Here is a 25,372-nt window from a genome sequence, read left to right on the forward strand (position 1 = left end):
TTAAACCTTCATAATATTAACAAGGGATTATAATTAGTTCTCTATTTGATTTTGTAATAACGTCATAACCATCTTTGGTGATGACAATATCATCTTCGATTCTACAACCGCCCCAGTTCGGTATGTAAATGCCCGGCTCAACTGTAACAACCATACCTTCTTGTAAAGTTGCCTTGCTTTCTTGGGATAAGCGAAGTGGTTCATGTATTTCTAACCCAAGACCGTGCCCGGTAGAGTGGCCAAAGTATTGACCGTATCCATGTTCTGTAATGTAATTCCTCGTTATATCATCGATACTTTTCGCAGTTTCTCCAGGCTTAATTGCTTCAGTCCCACGCTTTAACGCTTCTCGTACAACATTGTATATTTTTTGGAATTCTTCCGATGGTTCCCCGATTGCTACGGTACGTGTTATATCGGAACAATATCCGTCGTAAAGTGCACCGAAGTCTAATGTAACGATATCGCCTCGTTCGATTATTTTATTTGATGCAACTCCATGGGGAAGTGAAGAACGAACGCCTGAGGCTACAATGATTTGGAATGAAGAAGATGTAGCCCCTTTTTTTCGCATGAAAAATTCTAACTCATCTCGAACGTCAGTCTCGCTTATTCCAGGCTTTAGAAATGTAACAATATGGTGAAATGCTTCGTCAGCGATTGTAGCTGCGATTTTCATTGTTTCTATTTCAGATGTGTCTTTAATAAGTCGAATATCTTCAATAATCTCACACACTGGAACCATTTCTGTATGTATATATTTTTGTAGTTTCTTAAATTGTTGCAAAGTCATATTATTGTCTTCTATACCAAGTTTTTGAATGTTTAATTTTGATACTTGATTTGCAACTTCTTCTTCTAAATTTCCTTTATGCATAATAATTTCTGCTGCTTTTATTTCCTTTTTTGCTTGATCTACGTAACGGAAATCAGTAATGAAAATAGCTTTATGCGCAGCGATTAAGACAACGCCTGCGCTACCTGTAAAGTTTGTTGCGTATTGACGGTTTTCTTTTTTTGTAATAAGTAACCCGTCGATTCCGTAATTATGTAGTTGTTTTTGGATGTTAGTTATTCTTACATTCATTTTAATTCCTCCTTTTTACATTAATAAAGCAAGAATTGTGCCAGTATATTTATTTAGAATAAAAGAGAAGAGGGTAGCTGTGTGTCAAAAAAACTAGACGAATGTAAAATAAATATATATAAAATTTTTACAGTAAGTTTTTATGTGACTGAACAATAATATAAACTCGCAAACGAAAATCTTTTTAATTTAAATATTATATTTTTTGTATAAATAAATTAAGTTAATTGGTATAATAAGGGATTGTTACGTTTTTTATAGGTAAAGAGATGTAACGAAAAAAACTGGGTTAAGGAATGTGAGTGTATGAAGAAATTAAGTAAAGTAATGTCATTTTGTTTGGGCGCTAGTATGCTTGTTATAACGGGGTGTGAAACAAGTGAACACAAAGTTCAAGTAAATGAAACGATTGAACAGCTTGATGAAGCGCCAGAAGTGACAGAAAAAGAAGCGAAAAAGATTGTAAGAAAGAGTGTAGATGGAATAGCAAATGCGTTTAGTGAGATGGAAAAAGAAAATGGATGGAGCCGAAATAATCCTGGGGATTTAGAGACAGCTAAAAAAGGAGTTAAAGGATTGGTTTCAGAAAAGTTTGTAGAGAATCAGCTTCCTGAATTGCTTGCTAACTTTAATAGATCGAGAGAGACTGATATGTTACCATTCCCAAATTATTTTCAAACTGAAATAAGATTTTCTTCTTCACAAGATAAAGAAAATTTAACGGTACATACATTAAGTTTAGAAGATGAAATAGGTCATGCGGCCCAAGATTGGGAATTTCATTTGGTGTATAAAGAAGGGGAATGGTTAATGGATAAATGGTCATTCGTTTTTCCTGAAGATTTAAAACTTACAAAAGAAGAAGCAAATAGAATTTTAAAAATGCCAGACGATAAGAATGTGTCATTTGTAAGTGAAGAAAATAGTGGCGATAAGAAATACATATTCAAAGATAGTAACGGATTAATTACTGTAAATGCGAAAACATCTCTTATTTCATACAATGTAGATAAAAATAGGTATGAAAAGGTAACGAAAGAAAGAAATATTCAAGAAACAGAACAAGTACAGAGAAAGGATTCGAGTGCGTATACAGGCTCAAAAGAAGAGAAACAATCGCAAAAAGAATCTTCTTCAAAGATAGATAGAGCAAATGTTTTAAGTGAATTAGCTGCTATAGATAAACAAGAAAAACATACGAATGCTATGTCAACCAATGATATAGTAAATGAAATAGAAGGAAATTATGAACTGTGGGATAATAAACTAAATGAAATTTACAGTACATTAAAAAGTACGATGTCACCTGATGCGTTTCAGTCGTTAAAAACGAAACAAATTGCGTGGGTTAAAGAAAAAGAAAGTAAAGTTAAAGCAATTGGTACTGATACAAATAACGGAACGATGAGGCGTATAGAAGCTTCAGAAGAGAAATATAAGATGACAAAAGCAAGATGTTATGAATTAGTAAATGGGTATATGAACTAGTGTGAACGAATATAAAAAATGCGTTGCTTATAAGCAACGCATTTTTGTATTTACGCTTTTAATTTCATTACAATATCAGCATCTGGTGTTACATATACGGTTTGCTGATTGTCGTACGTAACAAAACCAAGTTTTGCACCACTCGGTTTTTTCACATGGCGTATTTTAGTGAAATCAACAGGTACAGAGCTAGACTCTTTCGCTTTACTGTAATAAGCGGCAATTTTGGCAGCTTCTAGTAAAGTTTCTTCAGCAGGCTCTAAAGAACGAATGACAACGTGAGAGCCAGGTATATCTTTCGTATGTAACCAAATTTCATCACGGCGGGCAAACTTCGTTGTTAAATAATCATTTTGTTTATTGTTTTTACCAACGAAAATCTCTGTGCCATCACTTGCTAAATATTTATCTAATACTGGCTTAGTAGGCTTTTTCTTTGCGTTTTTCGTTTTGCGATTGCGCACATAACCTTCTTCAGCTAATTCCTCACGAATTTCTTCAATATCTTTTGAAGAAGCAGCTTCCATTTGTTGAAGTAAGCTATCAAAATAAAGAATTTCTTCATTGGTTTTTTCGATTTGTTCTTCTACAACAACAACTGAATTTTTTGCTTTTTGATACTTTTGGAAATAGCGTTGTGCATTTTCAGATGGTGTTTTTAAAGGATCTAATGTGATTTTTACAGTTCCGCCATTTTCATCGTAATAATTAACAACCTCAATATCTTTATCGCCTTTTTTCAAAGCGTACATATTAGCTGTAAGTAGCTCTCCAAATAGTTGATATTTATCTGCTTTTCCAGCATCTTGCAGTGTTTTTTCGAGTTTAATGAGTTTTTTCTCGTTTTTATTTTTTTCATTTTGCATAAAGCGTTCTAAATCATGAGCTTGTTGTTTTACACGATCGCGCTCTGCTTTTCCGAAAAAGAAACGATCAAGCAATTCACTAACAGATGAGAACGTCTTATCTTCTCCTTGCAAGTGTGCAAGAGGGAAAAGATAAAAGAATTCTTTCCCATTTGAAGTAGTCATCGCTGGTGAATATGTATGAGTTAATAATGGTTTTTGTATGGAGAAAAATGCATCCGCTAATGCTTTTTCATTTACCATACCAGCTTTTTTCACTACTTCTTTTGCGAATAACGGGGATATTCCCGTAAAGGTGCCGACAAGCTGTTTATCCATGTTTCCAGATAGAAAGTCTAGTGGTCTAATAAATTCATCATTTGTTTCAATCTGAAGTGGGTTAATTTTATGTTGTGCTGGTGGTGCAATATATTCAGCTCCAGCGTATACAGTACGATGGCGGTTTACCGCTAAAGATATGTGTTTTAAGCTATCTAAAATAACATTTGTTTTCGTATCTACTAAGATAATGTTACTATGTCGGCCCATTATTTCGATTACTAATGTTTTTAATGATTCGTCTCCAATTTCATTCCGACTGCGAACTGTAATTTGAATAATACGTTCTAAGTCAATTTGTTCAATTTTTTCAATAAACCCACCTTCTAAATGTTTACGAAGAAGCATACAAAACATTGGCGGTATTGCTGGTGAATCGTAGTTTTGATTCGTTAAGTGCAGACGCGCATATGTAGGGTGAGACGAAAGAATTAGTTTTTGGTTCTTTCCGTTTGCTCGAATATGTAATAAAATCTCATACTTTGAAGGTTGATATATTTTGGAAATTCTTCCTGTATAAAGAGAATTTGCAATTTCATGTGTAATTGCTCTTGTAAATAATCCATCGAATGCCATAAATGAACACTCCTTTCTAACTAAAAGTTAATTATAGCATTTTTTTGGACGAGGCTGAATAAGCTTTCAATAGAGTATGTCTGGAATCAGGAGGTCGATGGCAGGATGAACTGGTATGGAATGCGGGCACATGAAGTGGAAGAAAGAACGAATACGAATGTAAAGGTTGGACTTACAGAGAAAGAAGCAGAAGGGCGCGTAAAGAAATTTGGTACTAATGAATTAGAAGAAGCAAAAAGGCCTTCTGCACTAATGGTATTTTTAGCACAGTTTAAAGATTTCATGGTACTCGTTTTGTTTGGAGCAACAATTGTTTCTGCGTTTTTAGGTGAATACATTGATTCTATTGCTATTGTTGCCATTGTTATTATCAATGGTATTCTCGGATTTTTTCAAGAAAGAAAAGCTGAAAAATCATTGGAAGCTTTAAAGGAACTAGCCGCTCCACAAGTTACTGTAATGCGGAATGGAAAGTGGGTAAAAGCACCATCTAAAGCACTTGTTTTAGGTGATATTATTAAGTTTTCCAGTGGTGATCGTATTGGGGCTGATGTGCGTCTTGTTGAAGCATCAAGTTTATATATTGAAGAGTCTGCTTTGACAGGGGAGTCCGTACCTGTACAAAAGAAGGTAGAAGCATTGCAAGGGCAAGATGTTGCAATTGGTGATCAAAAAAATATGGCTTTTATGGGGACAATGATTACGCGAGGATCTGGTACAGGAGTCGTTGTAGCAACTGGTATGAATACAGCGATGGGGCAAATTGCAAATATGTTACAAAATGCAGAGCAAATGGAAACACCACTGCAAAGAAGGTTAGAACAGCTCGGAAAAATATTAATTATTGTGGCTCTTATTTTGACAGCACTCGTTGTATTAGCTGGTGTGTATCAAGGGAATGAAGTATATCATATGTTTTTAGCTGGTGTGTCTCTGGCTGTTGCGGCTATTCCAGAAGGGTTGCCGGCAATTGTTACAGTAGCTTTATCACTTGGTGTACAGCGTATGATAAAAAAGAGAGCAATTGTACGAAAGTTACCAGCCGTAGAAACGTTAGGTTGTGCTTCCGTTATATGTTCTGATAAAACGGGAACAATGACGCAAAACAAAATGATGGTAACACATATGTGGTCAGGCGGAGAATTGTGGAAAGTGACAGGGCAAGGATATGAACCTAATGGCTCTTTTATGAAAGGTGAAAAAGAAGTGAATCCAGCTAAGACAAAAGCACTTTATCAGCTACTTACATTTGGTTCACTATGTAACAATGCAAATATTATTCAAAAGAAAAAGGCGTACGTATTAGATGGAGATCCAACAGAGGGAGCGCTTGTAGCTGCAGCAATGAAAGCTGGGATAACACGTGAGGCATTGAAAGGGAAATTTGAAGTTATTCGTGAATTTCCATTTGATTCAACTCGAAAAATGATGAGTGTTATTGTACGAGATCGAGAGGGGAAAAAGTTTATTGTTACGAAGGGAGCACCGGATGTTCTTTTACAAATGAGTCAAACGATTTTATGGGGGGATAAGCAACAGCCGTTAAGTGAGCTATATAGAAAAGAAGTACAGGCGGCTATTCATAGTTTAGGTAGTCAAGCGCTTCGAACAATTGCAGTTGCGTTTAAACCTTTAAAAATAACGGATTCTATTGAACATGAAAGAGACGTTGAAAAAGATTTTATGTTAGTTGGGATACAAGGTATGATTGACCCACCAAGACCAGAAGTGGCGCAGGCGGTAAAAGAGTGTAAAGAAGCTGGTATTCGAACAGTAATGATTACAGGTGATCATAAAGTGACAGCAATGGCGATTGCTGAACAATTAGGAGTTTTGCCACCAGATGGACGCGTTGTTGAAGGAGTAGAACTCGCGAATATGGATGTGGAGGAATTAGAAAATGTTGTAGAAGATACGTATGTATTCGCTCGTGTATCACCTGAACATAAATTAAAAATTGTTAAGGCACTGCAAAATCAAGGGCATATAGTAGCGATGACAGGTGATGGAGTGAACGATGCTCCAGCTATAAAAACAGCTGATATTGGGATAGCGATGGGGATTACAGGGACAGATGTTGCAAAAGAAGCCTCTTCACTTGTTTTACTAGACGATAATTTTGCTACAATTAAGTCAGCGATTAAAGAAGGAAGAAATATATACGAGAACATACGTAAGTTCATCCGATATTTATTAGCATCAAATGTTGGAGAAATTTTAGTTATGTTATTTGCGATGTTACTTGCATTACCCCTGCCGATGGTTCCTATTCAAATTTTATGGGTGAACTTAGTTACTGATGGTTTACCAGCGATGGCATTAGGTTTGGATAAGGCTGAAGGAGATGTGATGAAGAGAACGCCGCGCCACCCGAAAGAAGGGGTATTCGCTAGAGGGCTTGCGTGGAAAATAATAAGTCGAGGTTTTTTAATTGGGGCAGTGACGTTAGTAGCGTTTATTATTGCGTATAACCAACATCCAAATGAACTGAAATATGCACAAACTGTAGCGTTCGCGACGTTGGTACTTGCTCAGCTTATTCATGTATTTGATTGTCGTAGTGAGCATTCTGTCTTTCATCGTAATCCATTTGGGAACGTGTATTTAGTAGGGGCGGTTATCATTTCATTACTACTCATGCTAGTGGTGATATATTATCCACCGTTACAACCGATTTTTAGCACAATGCCGATACAAGCAAGAGATTGGTTATTAATTGGAGGTTTGTCATCAATTCCGACTTTCTTACTAGTAGGTTCTTTATTAACAGGGAAAAAGGCGAAAAAGAAAAAGCCAATGTTATATAAGAAGGGATTAAACTTGAAATAGTCAATGTTATGAAAATGTGATATAATTTACAGAAGGTAGTAGAGCCTTGTCTCTATTACCTTTTTCATTGAGTTATTTTATGGCTTGGATGTGATAAAAATGATTTCTAGTATGACAGGGTTTGGAAGATCGAAAGTAGAAAGTGATACTTTTCAAATTACAGTAGAAATGAAATCGGTGAACCACCGTTTTTTAGAGATGAGTATTCGACTTCCTAAGCAAATGATGGTATTTGAGGACAAAATTCGTAAAATAATTGCACAGCAAGTTCGACGTGGACGCATTGAAGTGTCTATTAGTATAGCAGGTGAAGGACTTGTTGAAAGAAAATTAAGTGTGAATTGGTCACTTCTTGAGCAGTACCAATCGATGATGGAAGATATAAAAGGAAAGTTTCAATTACAAGATTCTATTACACTCGAGCAATTAATGGCAATGCCAGAAGTAACAGCAATTGAAGAAATAGAAAATGTAAATGAACATTTTGAGAACAGTTTATATGAGGCTGTTCGTCAAGCTGCTCATATGTTGAAAACGATGAGAGATGACGAAGGAGAACGATTACATAAAGATATAGCGTATCGTTTACAAGAGATTAGCAATTGTGTAAATGCAATTATTCCACATGCACCAATTGTTACACAAAAATATCGTGAACGATTAGAAAATCGCTTAAAAGAATTACATAATCAAGAGTTAGATGAACAAAGATTGCTAACAGAAGTCGCAATCTTTGCAGAGCGTTGTGATATTCATGAAGAGTTAGTTCGTTTGCAAAGTCATTTAGAGCAATTTCGTGAAACATTGCAGATTGAAGAGCCTGTTGGAAGGAAAATGGATTTCATCGTGCAAGAGATGCATAGAGAAATTAATACGATTGGTTCTAAGGCAAATGACTTAACAATTTCAAAATATGTTGTAGAAATGAAAAATAACCTTGAAAAAATTCGTGAACAAGTACAAAATATTGAGTAGCTTTCAAAAAATATATAAAGTTATACGTGGTGGAGAAATCGGATAGACTTACTAGGAGGCGCAAACTATGGCCATGCGGTTTTTAAATATTGGATACGGAAATATTGTATCTGCTCATCGAATTATTGCTATTGTAAGTCCGGAGTCAGCTCCTATTAAACGAACAGTACAAGAAGCACGCGAACATAATGCTTTGCTTGATGCTACGTATGGGAGAAAAACAAGGGCGGTTATTGTTATGGATGATGGGCATGTTGTATTAAGTCCAATTCAACCAGAGACGATTGCACATCGTTTGAATAATAAAGAAGATTTAAGTGAGGAAGGGTAGGTTTTACATATTTATGAGAAGTAGAAGAGGATTGCTCATCGTTCTTTCAGGGCCTTCTGGGGTTGGAAAAGGAACGGTTCGTAAAGAGCTGTTTAGCCATGAGGATACACGTTTTCAGTACTCTATTTCAGTAACGACACGTAAGCCGCGTGAAGGTGAAGTAGATGGTGTGGATTATTTCTTTAAAGAAAGAGAAGAATTTGAGGAAATGATTCGTAATGAAAGATTACTTGAGTGGGCTGAGTTCGTAGGTAATTATTACGGAACACCAATTGACTATGTTGAAAAAACATTACAAGAAGGAAAAGATGTATTCTTAGAAATTGAAGTGCAAGGAGCAATTCAAGTTAAGAAAGCTTTCCCAGAAGGTGTATTTATTTTCTTAGCACCTCCAAGTTTATCTGAACTAAAGAGCCGTATTGTCGGACGTGGTACAGAGACTGAAGATGTTATTGAAAATCGTTTAACTGTAGCGAAAGAAGAAATCGAGATGATGGACGCTTACGACTATGTAGTAGAAAACGATCAAGTTGAATTAGCTTGTGATAGAATTAAAGCGATTGTGGTTGGCGAACATTGCCGCCGCGAAAGGGTAGCAAAATATTATAAAGAAATGACGGAGGGTCTATAATTATGTTAAATCCATCAATTGACTCATTACTACAAAAAATCGATTCTAAGTACACATTAGTAACAGTGGCTGCAAAACGCGCACGTGAAATGCAACTTGCTAATAACTGTGTTGTAGAGCAACCTGTTTCTCATAAATGTGTAGGTAAAGCATTAGAAGAAATCGATGCAGAAGCATTAAGCTACGTACCAAGTGAAGATAAAGTAGCTGAATAAGCCTTTGCCTTCGACAAAATAAAACATAGACTTTATAATTTTCTATGTAACGGTAACAACCTATTTACAAGTAGGTTGTTATTTTTTTACGAAAGGAATGAAATATTGGTACTGACGAGCTGGGAATTCTATTTCAGTATTATAAGTTTGAAAAAGAAAGAGGACGAGTCATATGCTAAAAGGGAAAAAGATACTTCTATGTGTAACAGGAGGCATTGCGGTTTTTAAAGCAGCTGCGTTAACGAGTAAATTGACACAATCTGGCGCGATTGTAAAAGTAATGATGAGTGAGTCGGCAATGAAGTTTGTTACGCCTCTTACATTCCAAGCGCTTTCTCGCCATGATGTATATACGGATACGTTTGATGAGAAAGACTCGGCTGTTATTGCTCATATTGATTTAGCAGATTGGGCGGATGTTGTACTTGTCGCACCTGCTACTGCCAATTGTATTGGAAAGTTAGCTGGTGGTATTGCAGATGATATGATTACAACTACTCTGTTAGCTACTACAGCCCCGGTATGGATTGCGCCTGCTATGAATGTGCATATGTATGAAAATAAAATTGTTCAAAAAAATATGATGACATTGAAAACGCTAGGATATACATTTATTGAGCCTGGGGAAGGCTTTTTAGCATGTGGATATGTAGCGAAGGGACGACTAGAAGAACCTGAAGCGATTATTGCACGGTTAGAGGAAGCTTTCTCAGAACACAAACCATTGCAGGGAAAAAGAATATTAATAACTGCTGGCCCAACACGTGAAAAAGTTGATCCAGTTCGTTTTATGACGAATTTTTCTTCTGGAAAAATGGGGTATGCGATTGCAGAAGTGGCGGCGAATTTAGGCGCTGATGTTATACTCGTTTCAGGACCGACAGCATTAAATCCACCGTTACATGTAACGACAGTGCAAGTGGAATCTGCACAAGATATGTTAGAAGCAGTTCTTCAACATTATCAAAACATAGACGTTGTCATTAAAACAGCAGCAGTTGCAGATTATCGTCCGAAATATGTTCATGATAATAAAATGAAAAAGCAAAATGGTGATGCTGTCATTGAACTCGAAAGAACGGTGGATATTTTAAAAACGTTAGGTCAGAAAAAGGATCAACAGTTACTTATCGGTTTTGCTGCTGAAACGACAAATGTAGAGGAATATGCAACGAAAAAACTACGTGAGAAAAATGCAGATATGATTGTCGCGAATGATGTAAAAGCGCAAGGAGCTGGATTTGGCACGGATACGAATATTGTAACAATGTATAGAAAAGATGGAAAAGTTATTGAGTTACCACTTTTACTGAAAAAAGAGGTAGCTCGTGAAATATTAAAGCAAATTGAAATGATGTTAGAAGATGATCGTTTATGAAATTTGCAAGTGTAATTGTTGATGTACCTGCCCGTCAGACAGATCGACCATTTGATTACATTATCCCTGAAAAATGGGAAGATATTGTACAGACAGGAATGCGTGTAGTAGTTCCGTTTGGGCCAAGGAAATTACAAGGTTTTATTATTGGGATTAAAGATTCGGTGGATGTAGAAAGTAAGAAGTTAAAGATAATCCATGAAATATTAGATGTAACACCGGTTTTAAATGATGAATTATTAAAGCTTGGATATTGGCTTACAAGTGAAACGTTATGCTACATGATTTCAGCTTTTCAAGTGATGCTTCCAACTGCGATAAAAGCAACGTATAAAAAACGTCTACAACTTTGTAAACAGGAAGAAATAGCATCTGAAATACTATATTTATTTCAGGATAAAGAAGCAATTGATTTTGAAGTAATAGAGCAGCAGCCACATTTATACCGGACTATTCAACAAGAAATTAAAAATGGTACGGTTGAAGTCGTTTATCAAGTGAAAGATAAAGTACAAAAGAAGAAGCAAAGAGTTGTTCAGCCGGAGTTGCCAGAAGATAAATTGGAATTAGCGGCATTTGAACTGAAAAGTAAAAAACAACAAGATGTACTTTATTATTTTGTGGAAAATTATAAAAGTGTACCGTTGAAAATAATTACAGAAGAGTTACAAATAACAGATGCTCCAATAAAAGCACTTGTTAAAAAGGGCTTCATTTCAGAAAAGTATGTGGAAGTATACCGAAATCCGTATGACGATGATGATTTTGAACAAACGAAACCATTTCCACTTACGGAGGAACAAAAACAAGTTATTACACCGATTTTATCATCAATTACAAATGAAACTTATAATCCATTTTTACTATATGGTGTTACAGGAAGTGGAAAGACAGAAGTATATTTACAATCTATAGCAGCAGTGCTCGAGAAAGGAAAAGAAGCTATCGTTCTTGTTCCTGAAATTGCACTAACGCCCCAAATGGTGGATCGTTTTAAAGGTAGGTTTGGCTCGCAAGTTGCAGTTCTTCATAGTGCGTTGTCTGTTGGAGAAAAGTATGACGAGTGGCGTAAGATTTTAAGAAAAGAAGTGAAAGTTGTAGTTGGTGCGCGTTCAGCCGTTTTTGCGCCTTTTGAGAATTTAGGGATTATTATTATTGATGAAGAGCATGAATCAAGTTACAAACAAGAAGATAATCCGAGGTATCATGCAAGAGATGTAGCTGTCTGGAGAGGGCAATATCATAAATGTCCTATCGTTCTTGGTAGTGCGACACCAACACTTGAATCGTTTGCAAGGGCGAAAAAAGGTGTTTATAAACTACTAACAATGGAAAAACGTATGAATGAACAAGCTTTACCAACGGTAGAGATTGTTGACATGCGAGAAGAACTTCGTGACGGGAATCGATCAATGTTTTCTAAGGCGCTGCATGAAAAAATAGCAGATCGATTAGAAAAGAAAGAACAAATGGTACTCTTTTTAAATAGAAGAGGTCATTCTACATTTGTTATGTGCCGTGATTGTGGGTATGTTGTACAATGTCCGCATTGTGATATTTCATTGACATATCATAAAATGAATCATCGTTTAAAATGTCATTATTGTAGTTACGAAGAGAATATGCCAACTGAGTGTCCAGCTTGTCAAAGTACATACATTCGTTTCTTTGGTACAGGTACACAAAAGGTAGAAGAAGAAATTACAAAACTATTTCCAGAGGCGCGAGTCATTCGAATGGATGTAGATACGACAAGTCGAAAAGGAATGCATGAAAAATTATTAAAGGCGTTTGGGGAAGAAAAAGCAGATATACTACTTGGAACACAAATGATTGCTAAAGGATTAGATTTTCCGAAAGTAACGCTTGTTGGGGTTTTAACTGCAGATACGATGCTTCACTTACCTGATTTTCGGGCAAGTGAAAAGACATATCAGTTATTGACGCAAGTAAGTGGACGAGCGGGTAGACATGAATTGCCAGGGGAAGTTGTGATTCAAACGTATACGCCAGAACATTACAGTATAGAGTTAGCGAAGAACCAACAATATGATGTGTTTTTTGACCAAGAAATGCAAATGAGGCGAACAAGACAATATCCCCCATATTACTATGTTGTACTCATAACCGTATCTCATCCAGAATTATTAAAAGCGGTGCAAGTGACGGAAAAAATTGCCTCGTATTTGCGAACGCATTGCTCACAGCAAACAATGGTGTTAGGACCAGTTGCTTCAGCAATTCCAAGGATAAAAGATAGATATCGTTATCAATGCATGATAAAATACAAACGGGAACCAAACTTAAAGAACGTGCTCAAAATGGTAAATGAACATTATCAAGCAGAAATGCAAAAAGAGCTACAAATCTCAATTGATTTTAATCCAACAATGTTAATGTAGCGGAGGGAAATATGGCAGTTTTAGAAATAATAAAGCATCCAAATGAAGTGTTAGAAACACCATGCGAAAGAGTAATTAACTTTGATAAAAAGTTAGTGAAATTGTTGAAAGATATGCATGAAACAATGTTAATTGCGGACGGAGTCGGTTTAGCTGCGCCTCAAGTAGGTGTAAGCTTGCAAGTAGCGGTTGTTGATGTCGATGATGATACTGGGAAAATCGAGTTAATCAATCCATCAATATTAGAAAAACGTGGTGAACAAGTAGGTCCCGAAGGCTGTTTAAGCTTCCCGGGACTTTATGGTGAAGTAGAACGTGCCGATTATATTAAAGTAAGAGCGCAAAATCGCCGTGGGAAAGTATTTTTATTAGAAGCGGAAGGATTTTTAGCGCGTGCAATTCAACATGAAATCGATCATTTACACGGTGTTTTATTTACATCGAAAGTGACAAGATATTATGAAGAAAACGAACTAGAATAGGTGTTAAAAGGAGCGGTTTTTAAATGATAAAAGTAGTGTTTATGGGAACACCGGACTTTTCAGTGCCGGTGCTTCGTCGTCTTATTGAAGATGGCTATGAGGTAGTAGGTGTTGTGACGCAACCCGATCGTCCAGTAGGTAGAAAAAAAGTATTAACACCTACACCTGTTAAAGTTGAAGCGGAAAAACATGGTATCCCTGTGTTACAGCCGTTAAAAATTCGTGAAAAAGATGAATATGAAAAAGTATTGGCATTAGAGCCAGATTTAATTGTAACAGCTGCATTTGGTCAGATTGTACCAAATGAAATTTTAGAAGCACCGAAGTATGGATGTATTAATGTCCACGCTTCTTTACTTCCTGAACTTCGTGGTGGTGCACCAATTCATTATGCAATTATGGAAGGTAAAGAAAAAACTGGTATTACAATTATGTATATGGTAGAAAAATTGGATGCTGGTGATATCTTAACGCAAGTGGAAGTGGAAATTGAAGAGCGTGAAACGACAGGCTCATTATTTGATAAATTAAGTGAAGCTGGAGCACACCTTTTATCTAAAACAGTACCTTTATTAATTCAAGGTAAGTTAGAACCGATTAAACAAAACGAAGAAGAAGTAACGTTTGCTTACAATATAAAACGTGAACAAGAGAAAATTGATTGGACAAAAACAGGTGAGGAAGTATACAATCACATTCGCGGATTGAATCCATGGCCAGTTGCTTATACAACTTTAGCAGGACAAGTTGTTAAAGTATGGTGGGGAGAAAAAGTGCCTGTAACTGAACCGGCTGAAGCAGGTACGATTGTTGCAATCGAAGAAGATGGTTTTGTTGTAGCAACTAGTAATGAAACAGGTGTTAAAATTACTGAATTGCAACCTTCTGGTAAAAAGCGTATGAGTTGTTCACAATTTTTACGTGGAACAAAACCTGAAATTGGAACGAAGTTAGGAGAAAATGCATGAGACAAAATGTTCGTGAATTAGCTCTTGATGGTTTAATTCAAGTGGAAAAAAGTGGTGCATATAGCAACTTACTTTTAAATAATCTAATTGAAAAAAGTGCAATTGATAGAAAAGATATTGGTTTATTAACTGAAATTGTATATGGAACGATTCAACGTCGTGACACATTAGATTATTATTTACAGCCTTTTTTAAAAAAGAAGGTTGAGGCGTGGGTAAGGGTATTGCTTCGCTTATCTTTATATCAAATGATTTATTTAGACCGAGTGCCAGAAAGAGCGGCTATTCATGAAGCGGTTGAGATTGCAAAGCGTCGCGGGCATAAAGGAATTGCTGGTATGGTGAACGGTGTATTACGTTCGATTCAGAGAGAAGGTGTACCTTCTGTAGATGAAATCAAGGATCCAGTAGAACGTCTTGCAATTGCGACGAGTCATCCAGTTTGGCTTGTACAAGAGTGGACTTCTGCATATGGCTTAGAAACTGCAGAGAAAATGTGCGAAGTAAACATGTTACCACCTGTACCAACAGCACGTGTGAATGTTGATAAGGTAACGGTAGAAGAAGCGATTGAGTTGTTGGCAAGTGAAGGTATAGAAGCAAAACGTGGTGACTTGTCAGATGATGCAATTCAGATTGAAAGAGGAAATGTAGCGCATACAGAAGCGTTTAAAAAAGGATTTCTTTCTATTCAAGATGAAAGTTCTATGCTTGTAGCACGCGCTTTAGAACCGGATACGGGAGATGCAGTTCTTGATAGTTGTGCTGCTCCAGGCGGAAAAACAACGCATATCGCGGAACGATTAAAGGGAACTGGTAAGGTCATGTCCCTTGATTTACATGCACACAAAGTACGTTTAATTAAACAGCAAGCAGAGCGACTTGGTCTAGAAAATGTCGAAACAAAAGCGCTAGATGCTAGAAAAGTGCAAGAGCACTTTGCAAATGAAACGTTTGATAAAATATTGGTAGATGCACCGTGTTCTGGATTTGGTGTAATTAGACGTAAGCCTGATATTAAGTTAGGAAAAGATAAAGGCGATAGTGAAAGATTATCGACGATTCAACTTGCGATACTAGAAAAAATAGCACCATTATTAAAACAAGGCGGTCGTCTTGTTTATAGTACGTGCACAATTGAGAAAATAGAAAATGAACAAGTAATAGATAAATTTTTAAAAGAACATCCTGAATTTGAATGGGATACTACGATAAAAGAACGTATGCCAGAAAAATTAAGTCCGTATATTAATGAAGGTCAAGTACAAATTTTACCGCATTATTTTGCAACGGATGGCTTTTATATTGCTTGTTTAAGGAAGAAGGTGTAGCATCATGGAAACAACTGTAAGAAAACAAAAGAAAAATGTAGAAACGAAGAAACCATCAATTTACTCTTTACAACTTCATGAAATGCAAGATTGGTTAAAGGAACAAGGAGAACCGAAGTTCCGCGCTGGACAAATTTTTGACTGGCTATATAAAAAACGTGTAAAAAATTATGAGGATATGTCAAACCTTTCTAAAGGATTGCGTGATAAATTGTCGAATTCCTTTGATATTACTACTTTAAACACGTTAGTAAAACAAACGTCTTCAGATGGAACGATTAAATTCTTATTCCAATTATATGACGGATATTCTATTGAAACGGTATTAATGCGACATGAATATGGAAATTCCATTTGTGTAACAACGCAAGTTGGTTGTCGTATTGGATGTACGTTCTGTGCTTCGACACTTGGTGGACTAAAACGAAACCTAGAAGCTGGAGAAATCGTAGCGCAAGTAGTAGAAGTTCAGCGTGCGCTTGATGAAACAGAAGAACGTGTAAGTTCTCTTGTTGTTATGGGAATTGGAGAACCATTTGATAACTACGATAATTTAATGGGATTCTTACGCATCACTAACCATGAAAAAGGACTTCATATTGGTGCTAGACATATGACTGTTTCGACGAGTGGAATTATCCCGAAAATTTATAAGTTTGCTGAAGAAGAACTACAAATTAATTTTGCGATTTCATTGCATGCTCCAAACTCAGAATTACGTTCAAAATTAATGCCGATTAACCGTGCTTATAAATTACCGGATTTAATGGAAGCTATTAAATACTATGTAAATAGAACAGGGCGCCGTATTACTTTTGAATATGGATTATTTGGAGGAGAAAATGACCAAGTTGAGCACGCTGAAGAGCTTGCTGCGCTCTTAAAAGGTGTAAAATGTCATGTAAACTTAATCCCGGTAAACTACGTACCTGAACGTGATTATGTACGTACACCACGTGAGCAAATTTTCTTGTTCGAGAAAACGTTAAAAGATCGTGGAGTGAATGTAACGATTCGCCGTGAACAAGGTCATGATATTGACGCAGCCTGCGGTCAGTTGCGTGCGAAGGAGCGCAAAGAAGAGACGAGGTGACGAGATGAAAGCCGTATTTCTATCGGATAAAGGAAAAGTTCGTCAACATAATGAAGATAGTGCAGGAGTTTTTCACAATTTAGATGGAAATGTTTTAGCGGTAGTAGCAGATGGAATGGGAGGTCATCGAGCTGGTGATGTAGCTAGCTCGATGGCCATTCAATTATTCCATGATTATTGGAAGCAAACGCATAATATGAATGAACCGAAAAAAGTAGAACAATGGTTACATACTAGTGTTGGGATTATTAATGAGCGCATATATGAATACGCTCAGCAAAATGTAGAATGTAATGGTATGGGAACAACGCTTATAATAGCTGTTTGTACACCAAGTTTTGTGACGATAGGGCATATAGGAGATAGTCGTTGCTATATGGTATCAGAAGGAGAAATGACGCTTGTAACGGAAGATCATTCGCTTGTAAATGAGCTTGTGAGACATGGTGAAATTTCAAAGGAAGATGCAGAGTATCATCCGAAAAAGAATGTGTTATTAAGAGCGCTAGGAACAGAAGAAAAAGTTGGATTAGATGTTAAAACGTTGGTGCTTGAGGAAGATGATCAATTACTTCTTTGCTCTGATGGGTTATCAAACAAAGTTTCTATTGATGATATGCACCAAATTTTACAGTTAAATGAACAGCTTGAAGGTAAAGGGCAGCGTCTCATTCAATTGGCGAATGATCGCGGTGGAGAAGATAATATCACACTTGTTCTTATTGATTATGCGGGTTCGACAAACGAAAGTAGGTGAAGTGCAACGTGCTGATTGGAAAACGCTTAAATGACCGTTATAAGCTGCTGAAAATGATTGGTGGTGGCGGAATGGCCAATGTATATTTAGCTCATGATGATATACTTGGCCGAGATGTAGCGGTAAAAATATTAAGACTCGACTACTCAAATAACGAAGAGTTTATTAAACGTTTCCATCGAGAAGCGCAGTCTGTTACAACGTTGTCGCATCCAAATATTGTGAATATGTATGATGTCGGAGAAGAAGATGGTATATATTATCTTGTCATGGAATATGTACCCGGGCAAACATTGAAGCAATACATAATTGAGCGAGGTATGTTACCTATAGGAGAAGCTCTTGATATTATGGAGCAGTTAACATCCGCCATGGCACACGCCCATCATTTTGAAATTGTGCATCGTGATATAAAGCCGCACAATATTTTAATTCGAGCTGATGGAATAATAAAAGTAACAGATTTTGGAATTGCGACAGCTACAAGTGCAACAACAATTACACATACAAATTCAGTACTGGGTTCAGTCCATTATTTATCACCAGAACAGGCACGTGGCGGGATAGCAAATAAACAATCGGATATTTATTCTCTTGGAATAGTTATGTTTGAATTGTTAACAGGAAGACAACCGTTTTCTGGCGAATCTGCTGTTGCTATAGCTTTAAAACATTTACAAAGTGAAATCCCATCACCAAAAAGATGGAATGAAAATATTCCGCAAAGTGTTGAAAATATTATATTAAAGGCAACTGCAAAAGATCCTTTCCATCGATATCAATCTGCCAATGCTATGAAGCGAGATATTGAAACTGCGCTATATCCAGAGAGGATAAATGAGCAACCATTTTACATACCAGAAGATATGGAAGCGACGAAAGCGATTCCGATTATTCAACAAGAACAATTATTTGAAAATGTAAGTGATGAAACGATTGTTTTAAAAGGGAGTAAAGTGGAAGAACCGATAAGAGCAGAAGCAGCTGAGTTAGATAAGAAGAAAAAACGGAGTAACAAGTGGCTTAAAGTTTTAATTTCAACATTTTTATTTTTAGCAATAGGAATAACATTAGCGCTTACGGTTATTCCAGGATTATTTATTCCGAAAGATGTGAAAGTTCCTGATGTGGCTGGTATGAAATACACGACAGCTGTAAATACGTTAGTAGAAAAGGGCTTTGAGGTGACGGAGCCTAATATTGTATATACAGATGATATTGAAGTTGGGGATGTAATAAAAACGGAACCTGTAGCAGGAAGAGTCGTAAAAGAAAACGCTAAAATTACTATCTATCAATCAGGTGGAAAAAAGAAAAGTAAGATGGCGAATTTCACAGGGCAAAACTTTGAGAGTGTAAAAGCTGAGTTAGAAGAAAAATATAAACAAGTTACAGTAAATTATATTGAAAATGATAAGCCGAAAGGTGAAATTGTAGAGCAAATTCCGACGCCTGATCAAATGGTTATAGAAGCGGAGCAAGAACTGAAAATCTGGGTAAGTAAAGGTCCTTATCAAATTAGACCAGGTGACTTTTCGGGATGGACTGAAAATAGTGTAACTGGTTATTTGAATGAGAGAAAACTAACGTCAGATATAAAACGAGAGTATTCAGATTCAGTCGAAAAAGGACTTGTAATTTCGCAATTTCCAAAACCAGGTACACCATTAAAAGAGGGAGATAAAGTAACTATTATTATCTCTGATGGTCAAAAGCCTAAAGTGACTAAAACGGTAAAAGTGGACAATATCTCTATCCCATATGAGCCTGCTGTAACAGGTGAAAAAAAGCCGCAAACAATAGAAATTTATAAAGAAGACATGCAGCAAAAAATGGATAGACCGGTTGAAACGAGAACAATTACTGAATCAGCGACTATTTCTTTAGAATTTGTAATTCAAGAAGGTTCAAAGGGACACTATAAAATTGTACGAGATGGAGTAACGATTATTGATAAAGAAGTACCATATCCAACTCAATAATAGTGAAAGTCTACTTATTATTATTATTATTATTGCCTGTTATGCTGTCTACAAAGTGGACGGTATAGCAGGCAAAAATATATGATTCAAAAAGCTAGTAAAGTGATGCAGCTGTAAATATTTTTTTGCATTTAATGGGAAATTTAATATATATTAGCGAAAGTATATATGGTAGGTTTTGAAATCGTTATTTGGAAAATTTAAATCCATTCATTTTTAAATTCAGCATCACCTTATACAAAAAAAGGAGAATTCTATGCCAGAAGGAAAAATTATAAAAGCTTTAAGTGGGTTTTATTACGTGCAGCATGAAGAAGGGGTTACGCAATGTCGTGGGCGAGGTGTATTTAGAAAAAATAAAATTACACCACTTGTAGGAGACCAAGTTGTTTTTCAGGCAGATAATCCAACTGAAGGTTATGTGCTTGAAGTGTTTGATCGAAAAAATGAACTTGTTAGACCTCCTATTGCTAATGTCGATCAAGCGATCCTTGTGTTCTCTGCAGTAGAACCAGATTTTAATCCTGGACTGTTAGATCGATTTTTAGTGCTGATTGAATATCATAACATTAAGCCAATTATTTGTATTAGCAAGATGGATTTAGTAGATGAAAAGATGAAAGCAACTGTTGAAGCTTATGCGAATGATTATCGTGAGATGGGTTATGATGTTTTATTTACTTCTATTAATACGTCAGAAAGTATTGATATATTAAAACCATACTTAGAAAATTGTGTTTCTGTCGTTGCGGGTCAATCTGGTGTTGGGAAATCTTCAATGCTTAATGTGCTACGTCCAGAATTAGAGCTGAAAACAAATGATATTTCCTCCCATTTAGGACGCGGGAAGCATACGACAAGACACGTAGAATTAATTGCAATTGGGAGTGGACTAGTAGCAGATACACCGGGTTTTAGTTCACTAGATTTCATTGATATAGAAGTAGAAGATCTTACATATTGTTTTCCAGAGTTGAAAGAAGCGAGCCAATACTGTAAATTTAGAGGGTGTACACATCTTTCTGAACCGAAATGTGCTGTGAAAGCTGCGGTTGAAGAAGGGAAGATTACAGAATATCGCTATAAGAACTATAAACAATTCGTAGAAGAAATTAGAGAGAGAAAGCCGAGGTATTAGTTATGATTAAAATTGCACCATCGATTTTATCAGCAGATTTTTCAAAATTAGGGGAAGAGATTAAAGATGTAGAAAAGGGCGGAGCGGATTACATTCACGTTGACGTAATGGATGGACATTTCGTACCAAATATTACGATTGGACCATTAATTGTAGAAGCTATCCGTCCAATTACATCATTACCATTAGATGTACATTTAATGATTGAAAATCCTGATAACTATATCCCGACTTTCGCACAAGCGGGAGCGGATATTATTACTGTTCACGTAGAGGCGTGTCCACATCTGCATCGTACAATTCAGTTAATTAAATCTCACGGTATTAAAGCGGGCGTTGTATTAAATCCACATACGCCAGTTTCAGTGATTGAGCATGTATTAGAAGATATAGATATGGTATTACTTATGACAGTAAACCCTGGATTTGGTGGACAGAAGTTTATCCATTCTGTATTACCGAAAATTAAACAAGTTGCAGACATGGTGAAAGAGCGCAATCTAGAAGTAGAAATTGAAGTTGATGGTGGTGTAAATGCTGAAACAGCAAGACTTTGTGTGGAAGCAGGAGCAAATGTACTTGTAGCTGGATCAGCAGTATACAATCAAAAAGACCGCGGTGAAGCAATTCGCGTAATTCGTGGGTAGTGATGAACTTTTATCCTAGTAAGGTATTCATAGGATAGGGTAAAAATATGTAAAAAGGCAATCTACCGAATGGCAGATTGCCTTTTTACAATGGAAGGGGAAGAAAAAATGATTATTCATATTTTGGCAGGAGGACCTTCGGAATATTGCGCAGATTTTGCTCGATATGAGAATGAGGAAGTAGTGTGGGCTGCGGTTGATAGGGGAGTATACCGTCTATTAAAGAAAGGGATTACCCCGGCTGTTGCGTTTGGAGATTACGATTCAGTTACTGAAGAAGAATTAGTATGGATGGGACAGCAAACAAACGAATTACATATTGTTCCGCGGGAAAAAGATCAAACGGATTTAGAAATTGCAATCAACTGGGCATTAGGACAGAAGCCGGCACTAATTCGTATTTTTGGTGCTACCGGTGGAAGACTTGATCACGGTTTGGCAAATATACAAATGCTTTTAAAAGGGTTAGAAGTAGAGATAGAAATGTGTATTGTGGACAATAAAAATGAAATAACAGTTAAAAAAGTGGGTACACATATAATTGAAGAAAATAAAAATTTTCCTTATGTATCTTTTGTACCAGTTACTGAAATAGTGGAAGGGATTACATTGTTTGGTTTTAAGTACCCTCTTACTAATAAAACAATAGAGTGGGGATCAACACTTTGTATTAGTAACGAACTCGTTGAGGAAAAAGGTACTTTTTCATTTACTTCTGGCATATTAATGTTGATAAGAAGCACTGATTGAAGAAACAATTTTGCTCCTTACATCATATAGTGACCAAGTGGAGTAATGGGGATTAGGAGGGAAACCATGAGATTTTATACAATTAAGTTACCTAAATTTCTTGGTGGAATTGTTCGTGCAATGTTAAATACCTTCAAAAAAGATTAAAAAAAGCACCTATCACCGGTGCTTTTTCCATTGTTATAGTAAAAAAAGAGCCTATCGGCTCTTTTTTTTATTATTAAACACGTTCGATTTTGCCAGATTTTAATGCTCTAGCAGAAACGTAAACACGTTGAACTTTTCCGTCGATGCGTACGCGAACTTTTTGAAGGTTAGCGCCCCACTTACGTTTTGTAGCGTTCATTGCGTGAGAACGAGAGTTACCAGAACGAGCTTTTCTTCCAGTAATAGCACAAACACGAGCCATTTATATTTCCCTCCCTTGATACCTTACCATACGTAATTTTTCAATGTTAGTCTTTTATGCGATGCTAAAAACACTACTATAATTTAACACAACTAAAAAGAGAATGCAACACCGTAGAAAAAAGAAATCAAGAAAATTTACTTGACACTATATGTCAATGAAGAAAAGTTAAAATCCATAAAAATTGCTTGACATATTATAGTGGTACATGTTGTATAATAACAATGGACTATTTTGCTCATCATAAAAAAGTGTAATTTAAAACATAAAATATGAGAGTGAAAAGAAAGAACGATGGAATTTTCTTTAAAAAGATTATATGATAGTAACTAAAGTAGTCTAGCTCACTTTCACCATTTATGAAGGGGGAAACGAGATGTCAATTGAAATTAAAACGAAGTACGGTCAAATTGATATTAGTACAGATGTAATTGCAACAATTGCTGGAGGTGCCGCGGTAGATTGCTACGGTATCGTAGGTATGGCATCAAAAAATCAGTTAAAAGATGGATTAACAGACATTTTACGAAAAGAAAACTTCACTAGAGGTGTTATTGTTCGTAAAGATGAAGATGAAGTACATATTGATATGTATATTATTGTGAGCTATGGTACGAAAATTTCAGAAGTGGCACATAATGTGCAGACGAAAGTGAAATATACATTAGATCAAACTGTAGGACTAGCAGTAGATTCTGTAAACATCTACGTACAAGGAGTTAAAGTAATAAACTTGTAATGTGCATTAAGGAGGAAAATCTGTGTCAATTCAAAAAATTGATGGAAAACGTTTATCACAAATGATCATGCAAGGAGCGAATAATTTAACAAATAATGTTCAGCTTGTTGATGCATTAAACGTATTTCCAGTTCCAGATGGCGATACCGGTACAAACATGAACTTATCTATGACTTCAGGTGCGCGTGAAGTGAAAGCAAATCCTTCACAGCATGCTGGTAAAGTCGGCGTAAGTTTAGCCAAAGGATTATTAATGGGAGCTCGTGGTAACTCTGGAGTTATTCTATCTCAGTTGTTCCGTGGTTTCTCTAAATCCATTGAACAAAAAGAAGAATTAACAACAGTTGATTTTGCTGCAGCACTAGAAGCTGGAGTAGAGGCGGCTTATAAAGCGGTTATGAAACCGATTGAAGGAACGATTTTAACGGTTGCAAGAGAAACGGGTAAATATGCAGTAACAGTTGCGAAAAAACAGCGCGACTTTGTTTTGTTTATGGAAGACGTTGTGAAAGAAGCAAACGCATCGTTAAATCGTACGCCAGATTTATTACCTGTATTAAAACAAGTTGGCGTTGTAGATAGCGGTGGTAAAGGTCTTGTAGTAGTATACGAAGGATTTTTAGCTGACTTAAAAGGAGAAACGATTTCTTCTGATGCACCGACGCAAACATCTATGAATGAGATGGTACGCGCAGAACATCACCGTAGTGTACAAAGCCAATTGAGTACAGAAGATATTAAGTATGGATATTGTACGGAGTTCATGGTGAAATTAGAGGCTGAAAAGGTGAAGGAGCATAATTTCTCTGAACAAAAATTCCGTGAAGATATTAGTGTATATGGTGATTCTCTACTAGTTGTGTCTGATGATGAAATTGTAAAAGTTCATATCCACGCAGAACATCCTGGAGACGCTATGAACTACGGGCAAAAATACGGTAGTTTAATTAAGATTAAAGTAGAAAATATGCGTGAACAGCATACTGCTTTATTAGATGAACCTGCTATGGTTCCTGAACAACCAGCTCAATCGAAAGAAAAACAACCATATGGTATCGTAACTGTGGCAATGGGGTCTGGTATTAAAACTTTATTTGAGAGCATCGGCGCAACGAAAGTTATCGAAGGTGGTCAAACGATGAATCCAAGTACGGAGGATATCGTGAAGGCAATTGAAGAAGCAAATGCTGAAAAAATCATTATTTTACCGAATAACGGAAATATTGTAATGGCAGCAGAACAAGCGGCATCAGTTGTAGATCAAGAAGTTATTGTTGTTCGTTCGAAAACAGTTCCTCAAGGTATGGCAGCAATGTTAGCATTTAACCCAGTTGGAACGTTAGAAGAGAATGAAGAAAACATGCAAGAAGCTTTATCTCATGTGAAAACAGGTCAAATTACGTATGCTGTACGTGATACGGAAATTGATGGTGTAGCAATTCAAAAAGATGACTTCATGTGTATTGCAGATGGAAAAATTGTATCTACAAATGCTGAAAAAGTAGGAGCTGCGAAGCAATTACTAGAAGCGCTTATTGATGAAGATTCTGAAATCGTAACGATTCTACAAGGTGAAGATGCAACTGACGAAGAAGTAGCGGAGTTAGTTGAATTTGTAGAAGAGAAATTTGAAGATGCAGAAGTAGAAGTGCATTCTGGAAACCAACCAGTGTATTCTTTCATCTTCTCTGTAGAATAAGATAAGATTCGTTTTGAAAATAAATGGATTACTTACTTGCTAATGGATAAGAAGTAGTAATATGAAGTTTATTACTAGTTTTTATTCAAAAGGCTAGCATATTGAAGAGAGAAAAGAGCCTTGCTGCTAATAGTGAGGCTCTTTTTTACTTGTTTTATATAAGGGATTTGAGTAGTTTCTCTTAGAATGCCTATGATAGAATATATAAGGTGAAAGAGAGCGATTACAGATGCTAATTGGTACTCAAATAAAATGCAATAAAGAAAATAATGTGACGGGGT

The 25,372-nt window shown here is 36.3% G+C and carries 23 protein-coding genes; 20 read left to right on the top strand and 3 right to left on the bottom strand.

Annotated features, from left to right (window positions below):
- Positions 1 to 16: 16 nt before the first annotated feature.
- Positions 17 to 1,087, bottom strand: a complete 1,071-nt coding sequence (locus tag MRP26_RS07480) for a M24 family metallopeptidase (protein ID WP_197242685.1) — start codon at positions 1,085 to 1,087, stop codon at positions 17 to 19.
- Positions 1,088 to 1,393: 306 nt separating this feature from the next.
- Between MRP26_RS07480 and MRP26_RS07485 the strand changes: the two genes are divergently transcribed.
- On the top strand, positions 1,394 to 2,575 hold the full coding sequence (locus tag MRP26_RS07485; RefSeq protein ID WP_197242684.1) for a lysozyme inhibitor LprI family protein: 1,182 nt from the start codon (positions 1,394 to 1,396) through the stop codon (positions 2,573 to 2,575).
- A 50-nt stretch (positions 2,576 to 2,625) separates the two neighbouring features.
- On the opposite strand, the gene MRP26_RS07490 is transcribed toward MRP26_RS07485, so the two are convergent.
- Positions 2,626 to 4,335 carry an Rqc2 family fibronectin-binding protein gene (locus MRP26_RS07490; protein ID WP_000863271.1) on the bottom strand — a complete coding sequence of 570 codons (1,710 nt, stop codon included), beginning with the start codon at positions 4,333 to 4,335 and terminating at the stop codon, positions 2,626 to 2,628.
- A gap of 105 nt (positions 4,336 to 4,440) precedes the next feature.
- On the opposite strand from MRP26_RS07490, the gene MRP26_RS07495 reads away from it, so the two are divergent.
- From MRP26_RS07495 to spoVM, 17 genes are all read left to right on the top strand, one after another.
- The gene (locus MRP26_RS07495) at positions 4,441 to 7,164 is read left to right on the top strand and encodes a calcium-translocating P-type ATPase, SERCA-type (protein WP_001104774.1); all 2,724 of its coding nucleotides are present in this window, start codon (positions 4,441 to 4,443) and stop codon (positions 7,162 to 7,164) included.
- Between the two features lie 99 nt (positions 7,165 to 7,263).
- A complete protein-coding gene (locus tag MRP26_RS07500; protein ID WP_000625865.1) occupies positions 7,264 to 8,139 on the top strand; it encodes a YicC/YloC family endoribonuclease in 876 nt (291 codons plus the stop codon).
- A 67-nt stretch (positions 8,140 to 8,206) separates the two neighbouring features.
- A complete protein-coding gene (gene remA / locus MRP26_RS07505; RefSeq protein WP_001251456.1) occupies positions 8,207 to 8,470 on the top strand; it encodes an extracellular matrix/biofilm regulator RemA in 264 nt (87 codons plus the stop codon).
- A gap of 13 nt (positions 8,471 to 8,483) precedes the next feature.
- Positions 8,484 to 9,101, top strand: coding sequence for a guanylate kinase (gene gmk, locus MRP26_RS07510; RefSeq protein WP_001257742.1), 618 nt, complete (start codon positions 8,484 to 8,486; stop codon positions 9,099 to 9,101).
- 2 nt (positions 9,102 to 9,103) lie between these two features.
- Positions 9,104 to 9,316 (top strand): DNA-directed RNA polymerase subunit omega, encoded by a 213-nt coding sequence (gene rpoZ, locus MRP26_RS07515; RefSeq protein WP_000933961.1) that lies wholly within the window; start codon positions 9,104 to 9,106, stop codon positions 9,314 to 9,316.
- A 172-nt stretch (positions 9,317 to 9,488) separates the two neighbouring features.
- On the top strand, positions 9,489 to 10,694 hold the full coding sequence (coaBC, locus tag MRP26_RS07520) for a bifunctional phosphopantothenoylcysteine decarboxylase/phosphopantothenate--cysteine ligase CoaBC (RefSeq protein WP_197242682.1): 1,206 nt from the start codon (positions 9,489 to 9,491) through the stop codon (positions 10,692 to 10,694).
- Positions 10,691 to 13,096 (top strand): primosomal protein N', encoded by a 2,406-nt coding sequence (priA, locus tag MRP26_RS07525; protein WP_197242681.1) that lies wholly within the window; start codon positions 10,691 to 10,693, stop codon positions 13,094 to 13,096. Before coaBC ends, priA begins: the two co-directional genes overlap by 4 nt.
- Positions 13,097 to 13,107: 11 nt before the next feature.
- Positions 13,108 to 13,578 (top strand): peptide deformylase, encoded by a 471-nt coding sequence (def, locus tag MRP26_RS07530; RefSeq protein WP_000279455.1) that lies wholly within the window; start codon positions 13,108 to 13,110, stop codon positions 13,576 to 13,578.
- A 23-nt stretch (positions 13,579 to 13,601) separates the two neighbouring features.
- Positions 13,602 to 14,546 (top strand): methionyl-tRNA formyltransferase, encoded by a 945-nt coding sequence (fmt, locus tag MRP26_RS07535; protein ID WP_000598805.1) that lies wholly within the window; start codon positions 13,602 to 13,604, stop codon positions 14,544 to 14,546.
- Entirely contained in the window at positions 14,543 to 15,877 is a 1,335-nt protein-coding gene (gene rsmB / locus MRP26_RS07540; RefSeq protein WP_197242679.1) for a 16S rRNA (cytosine(967)-C(5))-methyltransferase RsmB, read from the top strand. Before fmt ends, rsmB begins: the two co-directional genes overlap by 4 nt.
- Positions 15,878 to 15,881: 4 nt before the next feature.
- The gene (rlmN, locus tag MRP26_RS07545) at positions 15,882 to 16,970 is read left to right on the top strand and encodes a dual-specificity RNA methyltransferase RlmN (protein WP_000450550.1); all 1,089 of its coding nucleotides are present in this window, start codon (positions 15,882 to 15,884) and stop codon (positions 16,968 to 16,970) included.
- Positions 16,971 to 16,974: 4 nt separating this feature from the next.
- Positions 16,975 to 17,727 carry a Stp1/IreP family PP2C-type Ser/Thr phosphatase gene (locus MRP26_RS07550; protein ID WP_197242678.1) on the top strand — a complete coding sequence of 251 codons (753 nt, stop codon included), beginning with the start codon at positions 16,975 to 16,977 and terminating at the stop codon, positions 17,725 to 17,727.
- 8 nt (positions 17,728 to 17,735) lie between these two features.
- Positions 17,736 to 19,709 carry a Stk1 family PASTA domain-containing Ser/Thr kinase gene (gene pknB, locus MRP26_RS07555; RefSeq protein WP_000904746.1) on the top strand — a complete coding sequence of 658 codons (1,974 nt, stop codon included), beginning with the start codon at positions 17,736 to 17,738 and terminating at the stop codon, positions 19,707 to 19,709.
- A gap of 256 nt (positions 19,710 to 19,965) precedes the next feature.
- Complete coding sequence (gene rsgA / locus MRP26_RS07560) at positions 19,966 to 20,847, top strand: ribosome small subunit-dependent GTPase A (RefSeq protein WP_001113932.1); 882 nt, start codon at positions 19,966 to 19,968, stop codon at positions 20,845 to 20,847.
- 2 nt (positions 20,848 to 20,849) lie between these two features.
- The gene (gene rpe / locus MRP26_RS07565; protein WP_000589974.1) at positions 20,850 to 21,494 is read left to right on the top strand and encodes a ribulose-phosphate 3-epimerase; all 645 of its coding nucleotides are present in this window, start codon (positions 20,850 to 20,852) and stop codon (positions 21,492 to 21,494) included.
- A gap of 69 nt (positions 21,495 to 21,563) precedes the next feature.
- On the top strand, positions 21,564 to 22,244 hold the full coding sequence (locus MRP26_RS07570) for a thiamine diphosphokinase (protein WP_000752665.1): 681 nt from the start codon (positions 21,564 to 21,566) through the stop codon (positions 22,242 to 22,244).
- 66 nt (positions 22,245 to 22,310) lie between these two features.
- Complete coding sequence (gene spoVM, locus MRP26_RS07575) at positions 22,311 to 22,391, top strand: stage V sporulation protein SpoVM (protein ID WP_001213599.1); 81 nt, start codon at positions 22,311 to 22,313, stop codon at positions 22,389 to 22,391.
- A 73-nt stretch (positions 22,392 to 22,464) separates the two neighbouring features.
- Here spoVM and rpmB read toward each other — a convergent pair whose 3' ends face one another.
- A complete protein-coding gene (gene rpmB, locus MRP26_RS07580) occupies positions 22,465 to 22,653 on the bottom strand; it encodes a 50S ribosomal protein L28 (protein WP_000124776.1) in 189 nt (62 codons plus the stop codon).
- A 376-nt stretch (positions 22,654 to 23,029) separates the two neighbouring features.
- Here rpmB and MRP26_RS07585 point away from each other — a divergent pair, with 376 nt between their 5' ends.
- Both MRP26_RS07585 and MRP26_RS07590 read left to right on the top strand, forming a co-directional pair.
- Positions 23,030 to 23,392: an Asp23/Gls24 family envelope stress response protein gene (locus MRP26_RS07585; RefSeq protein ID WP_000021109.1), complete on the top strand. Its 363-nt coding sequence runs from the start codon at positions 23,030 to 23,032 to the stop codon at positions 23,390 to 23,392.
- Positions 23,393 to 23,414: 22 nt separating this feature from the next.
- Positions 23,415 to 25,091, top strand: coding sequence for a DAK2 domain-containing protein (locus tag MRP26_RS07590; protein ID WP_242806076.1), 1,677 nt, complete (start codon positions 23,415 to 23,417; stop codon positions 25,089 to 25,091).
- Positions 25,092 to 25,372 lie beyond the last annotated feature (281 nt).

It is taken from the genome of Bacillus sp. CCB-MMP212 (assembly GCF_022748145.1).
Taxonomy (GTDB): Bacteria; Bacillota; Bacilli; order Bacillales; family Bacillaceae_G; genus Bacillus_A; species Bacillus_A cereus.

What these genes read in the sequence shown, in the direction of transcription:
- remA (WP_001251456.1), top strand. Translation starts at nt 8,207, where the DNA reads ATGGCCATGCGGTTTTTAAATATTGGATACGGAAATATTGTATCTGCT.
- def (WP_000279455.1), top strand. Translation starts at nt 13,108, where the DNA reads ATGGCAGTTTTAGAAATAATAAAGCATCCAAATGAAGTGTTAGAAACA.
- rlmN (WP_000450550.1), top strand. Translation starts at nt 15,882, where the DNA reads ATGGAAACAACTGTAAGAAAACAAAAGAAAAATGTAGAAACGAAGAAA.
- spoVM (WP_001213599.1), top strand. Translation starts at nt 22,311, where the DNA reads ATGAGATTTTATACAATTAAGTTACCTAAATTTCTTGGTGGAATTGTT.
- MRP26_RS07550 (WP_197242678.1), top strand. Translation starts at nt 16,975, where the DNA reads ATGAAAGCCGTATTTCTATCGGATAAAGGAAAAGTTCGTCAACATAAT.
- rsgA (WP_001113932.1), top strand. Translation starts at nt 19,966, where the DNA reads ATGCCAGAAGGAAAAATTATAAAAGCTTTAAGTGGGTTTTATTACGTG.
- rsmB (WP_197242679.1), top strand. Translation starts at nt 14,543, where the DNA reads ATGAGACAAAATGTTCGTGAATTAGCTCTTGATGGTTTAATTCAAGTG.
- rpmB (WP_000124776.1), bottom strand. Translation starts at nt 22,653, where the DNA reads ATGGCTCGTGTTTGTGCTATTACTGGAAGAAAAGCTCGTTCTGGTAAC.
- MRP26_RS07585 (WP_000021109.1), top strand. Translation starts at nt 23,030, where the DNA reads ATGTCAATTGAAATTAAAACGAAGTACGGTCAAATTGATATTAGTACA.
- gmk (WP_001257742.1), top strand. Translation starts at nt 8,484, where the DNA reads ATGAGAAGTAGAAGAGGATTGCTCATCGTTCTTTCAGGGCCTTCTGGG.
- fmt (WP_000598805.1), top strand. Translation starts at nt 13,602, where the DNA reads ATGATAAAAGTAGTGTTTATGGGAACACCGGACTTTTCAGTGCCGGTG.
- MRP26_RS07480 (WP_197242685.1), bottom strand. Translation starts at nt 1,087, where the DNA reads ATGAATGTAAGAATAACTAACATCCAAAAACAACTACATAATTACGGA.
- coaBC (WP_197242682.1), top strand. Translation starts at nt 9,489, where the DNA reads ATGCTAAAAGGGAAAAAGATACTTCTATGTGTAACAGGAGGCATTGCG.
- rpoZ (WP_000933961.1), top strand. Translation starts at nt 9,104, where the DNA reads ATGTTAAATCCATCAATTGACTCATTACTACAAAAAATCGATTCTAAG.
- MRP26_RS07490 (WP_000863271.1), bottom strand. Translation starts at nt 4,335, where the DNA reads ATGGCATTCGATGGATTATTTACAAGAGCAATTACACATGAAATTGCA.
- MRP26_RS07570 (WP_000752665.1), top strand. Translation starts at nt 21,564, where the DNA reads ATGGCAGATTGCCTTTTTACAATGGAAGGGGAAGAAAAAATGATTATT.
- priA (WP_197242681.1), top strand. Translation starts at nt 10,691, where the DNA reads ATGAAATTTGCAAGTGTAATTGTTGATGTACCTGCCCGTCAGACAGAT.
- MRP26_RS07500 (WP_000625865.1), top strand. Translation starts at nt 7,264, where the DNA reads ATGATTTCTAGTATGACAGGGTTTGGAAGATCGAAAGTAGAAAGTGAT.
- rpe (WP_000589974.1), top strand. Translation starts at nt 20,850, where the DNA reads ATGATTAAAATTGCACCATCGATTTTATCAGCAGATTTTTCAAAATTA.
- MRP26_RS07485 (WP_197242684.1), top strand. Translation starts at nt 1,394, where the DNA reads ATGAAGAAATTAAGTAAAGTAATGTCATTTTGTTTGGGCGCTAGTATG.
- MRP26_RS07495 (WP_001104774.1), top strand. Translation starts at nt 4,441, where the DNA reads ATGAACTGGTATGGAATGCGGGCACATGAAGTGGAAGAAAGAACGAAT.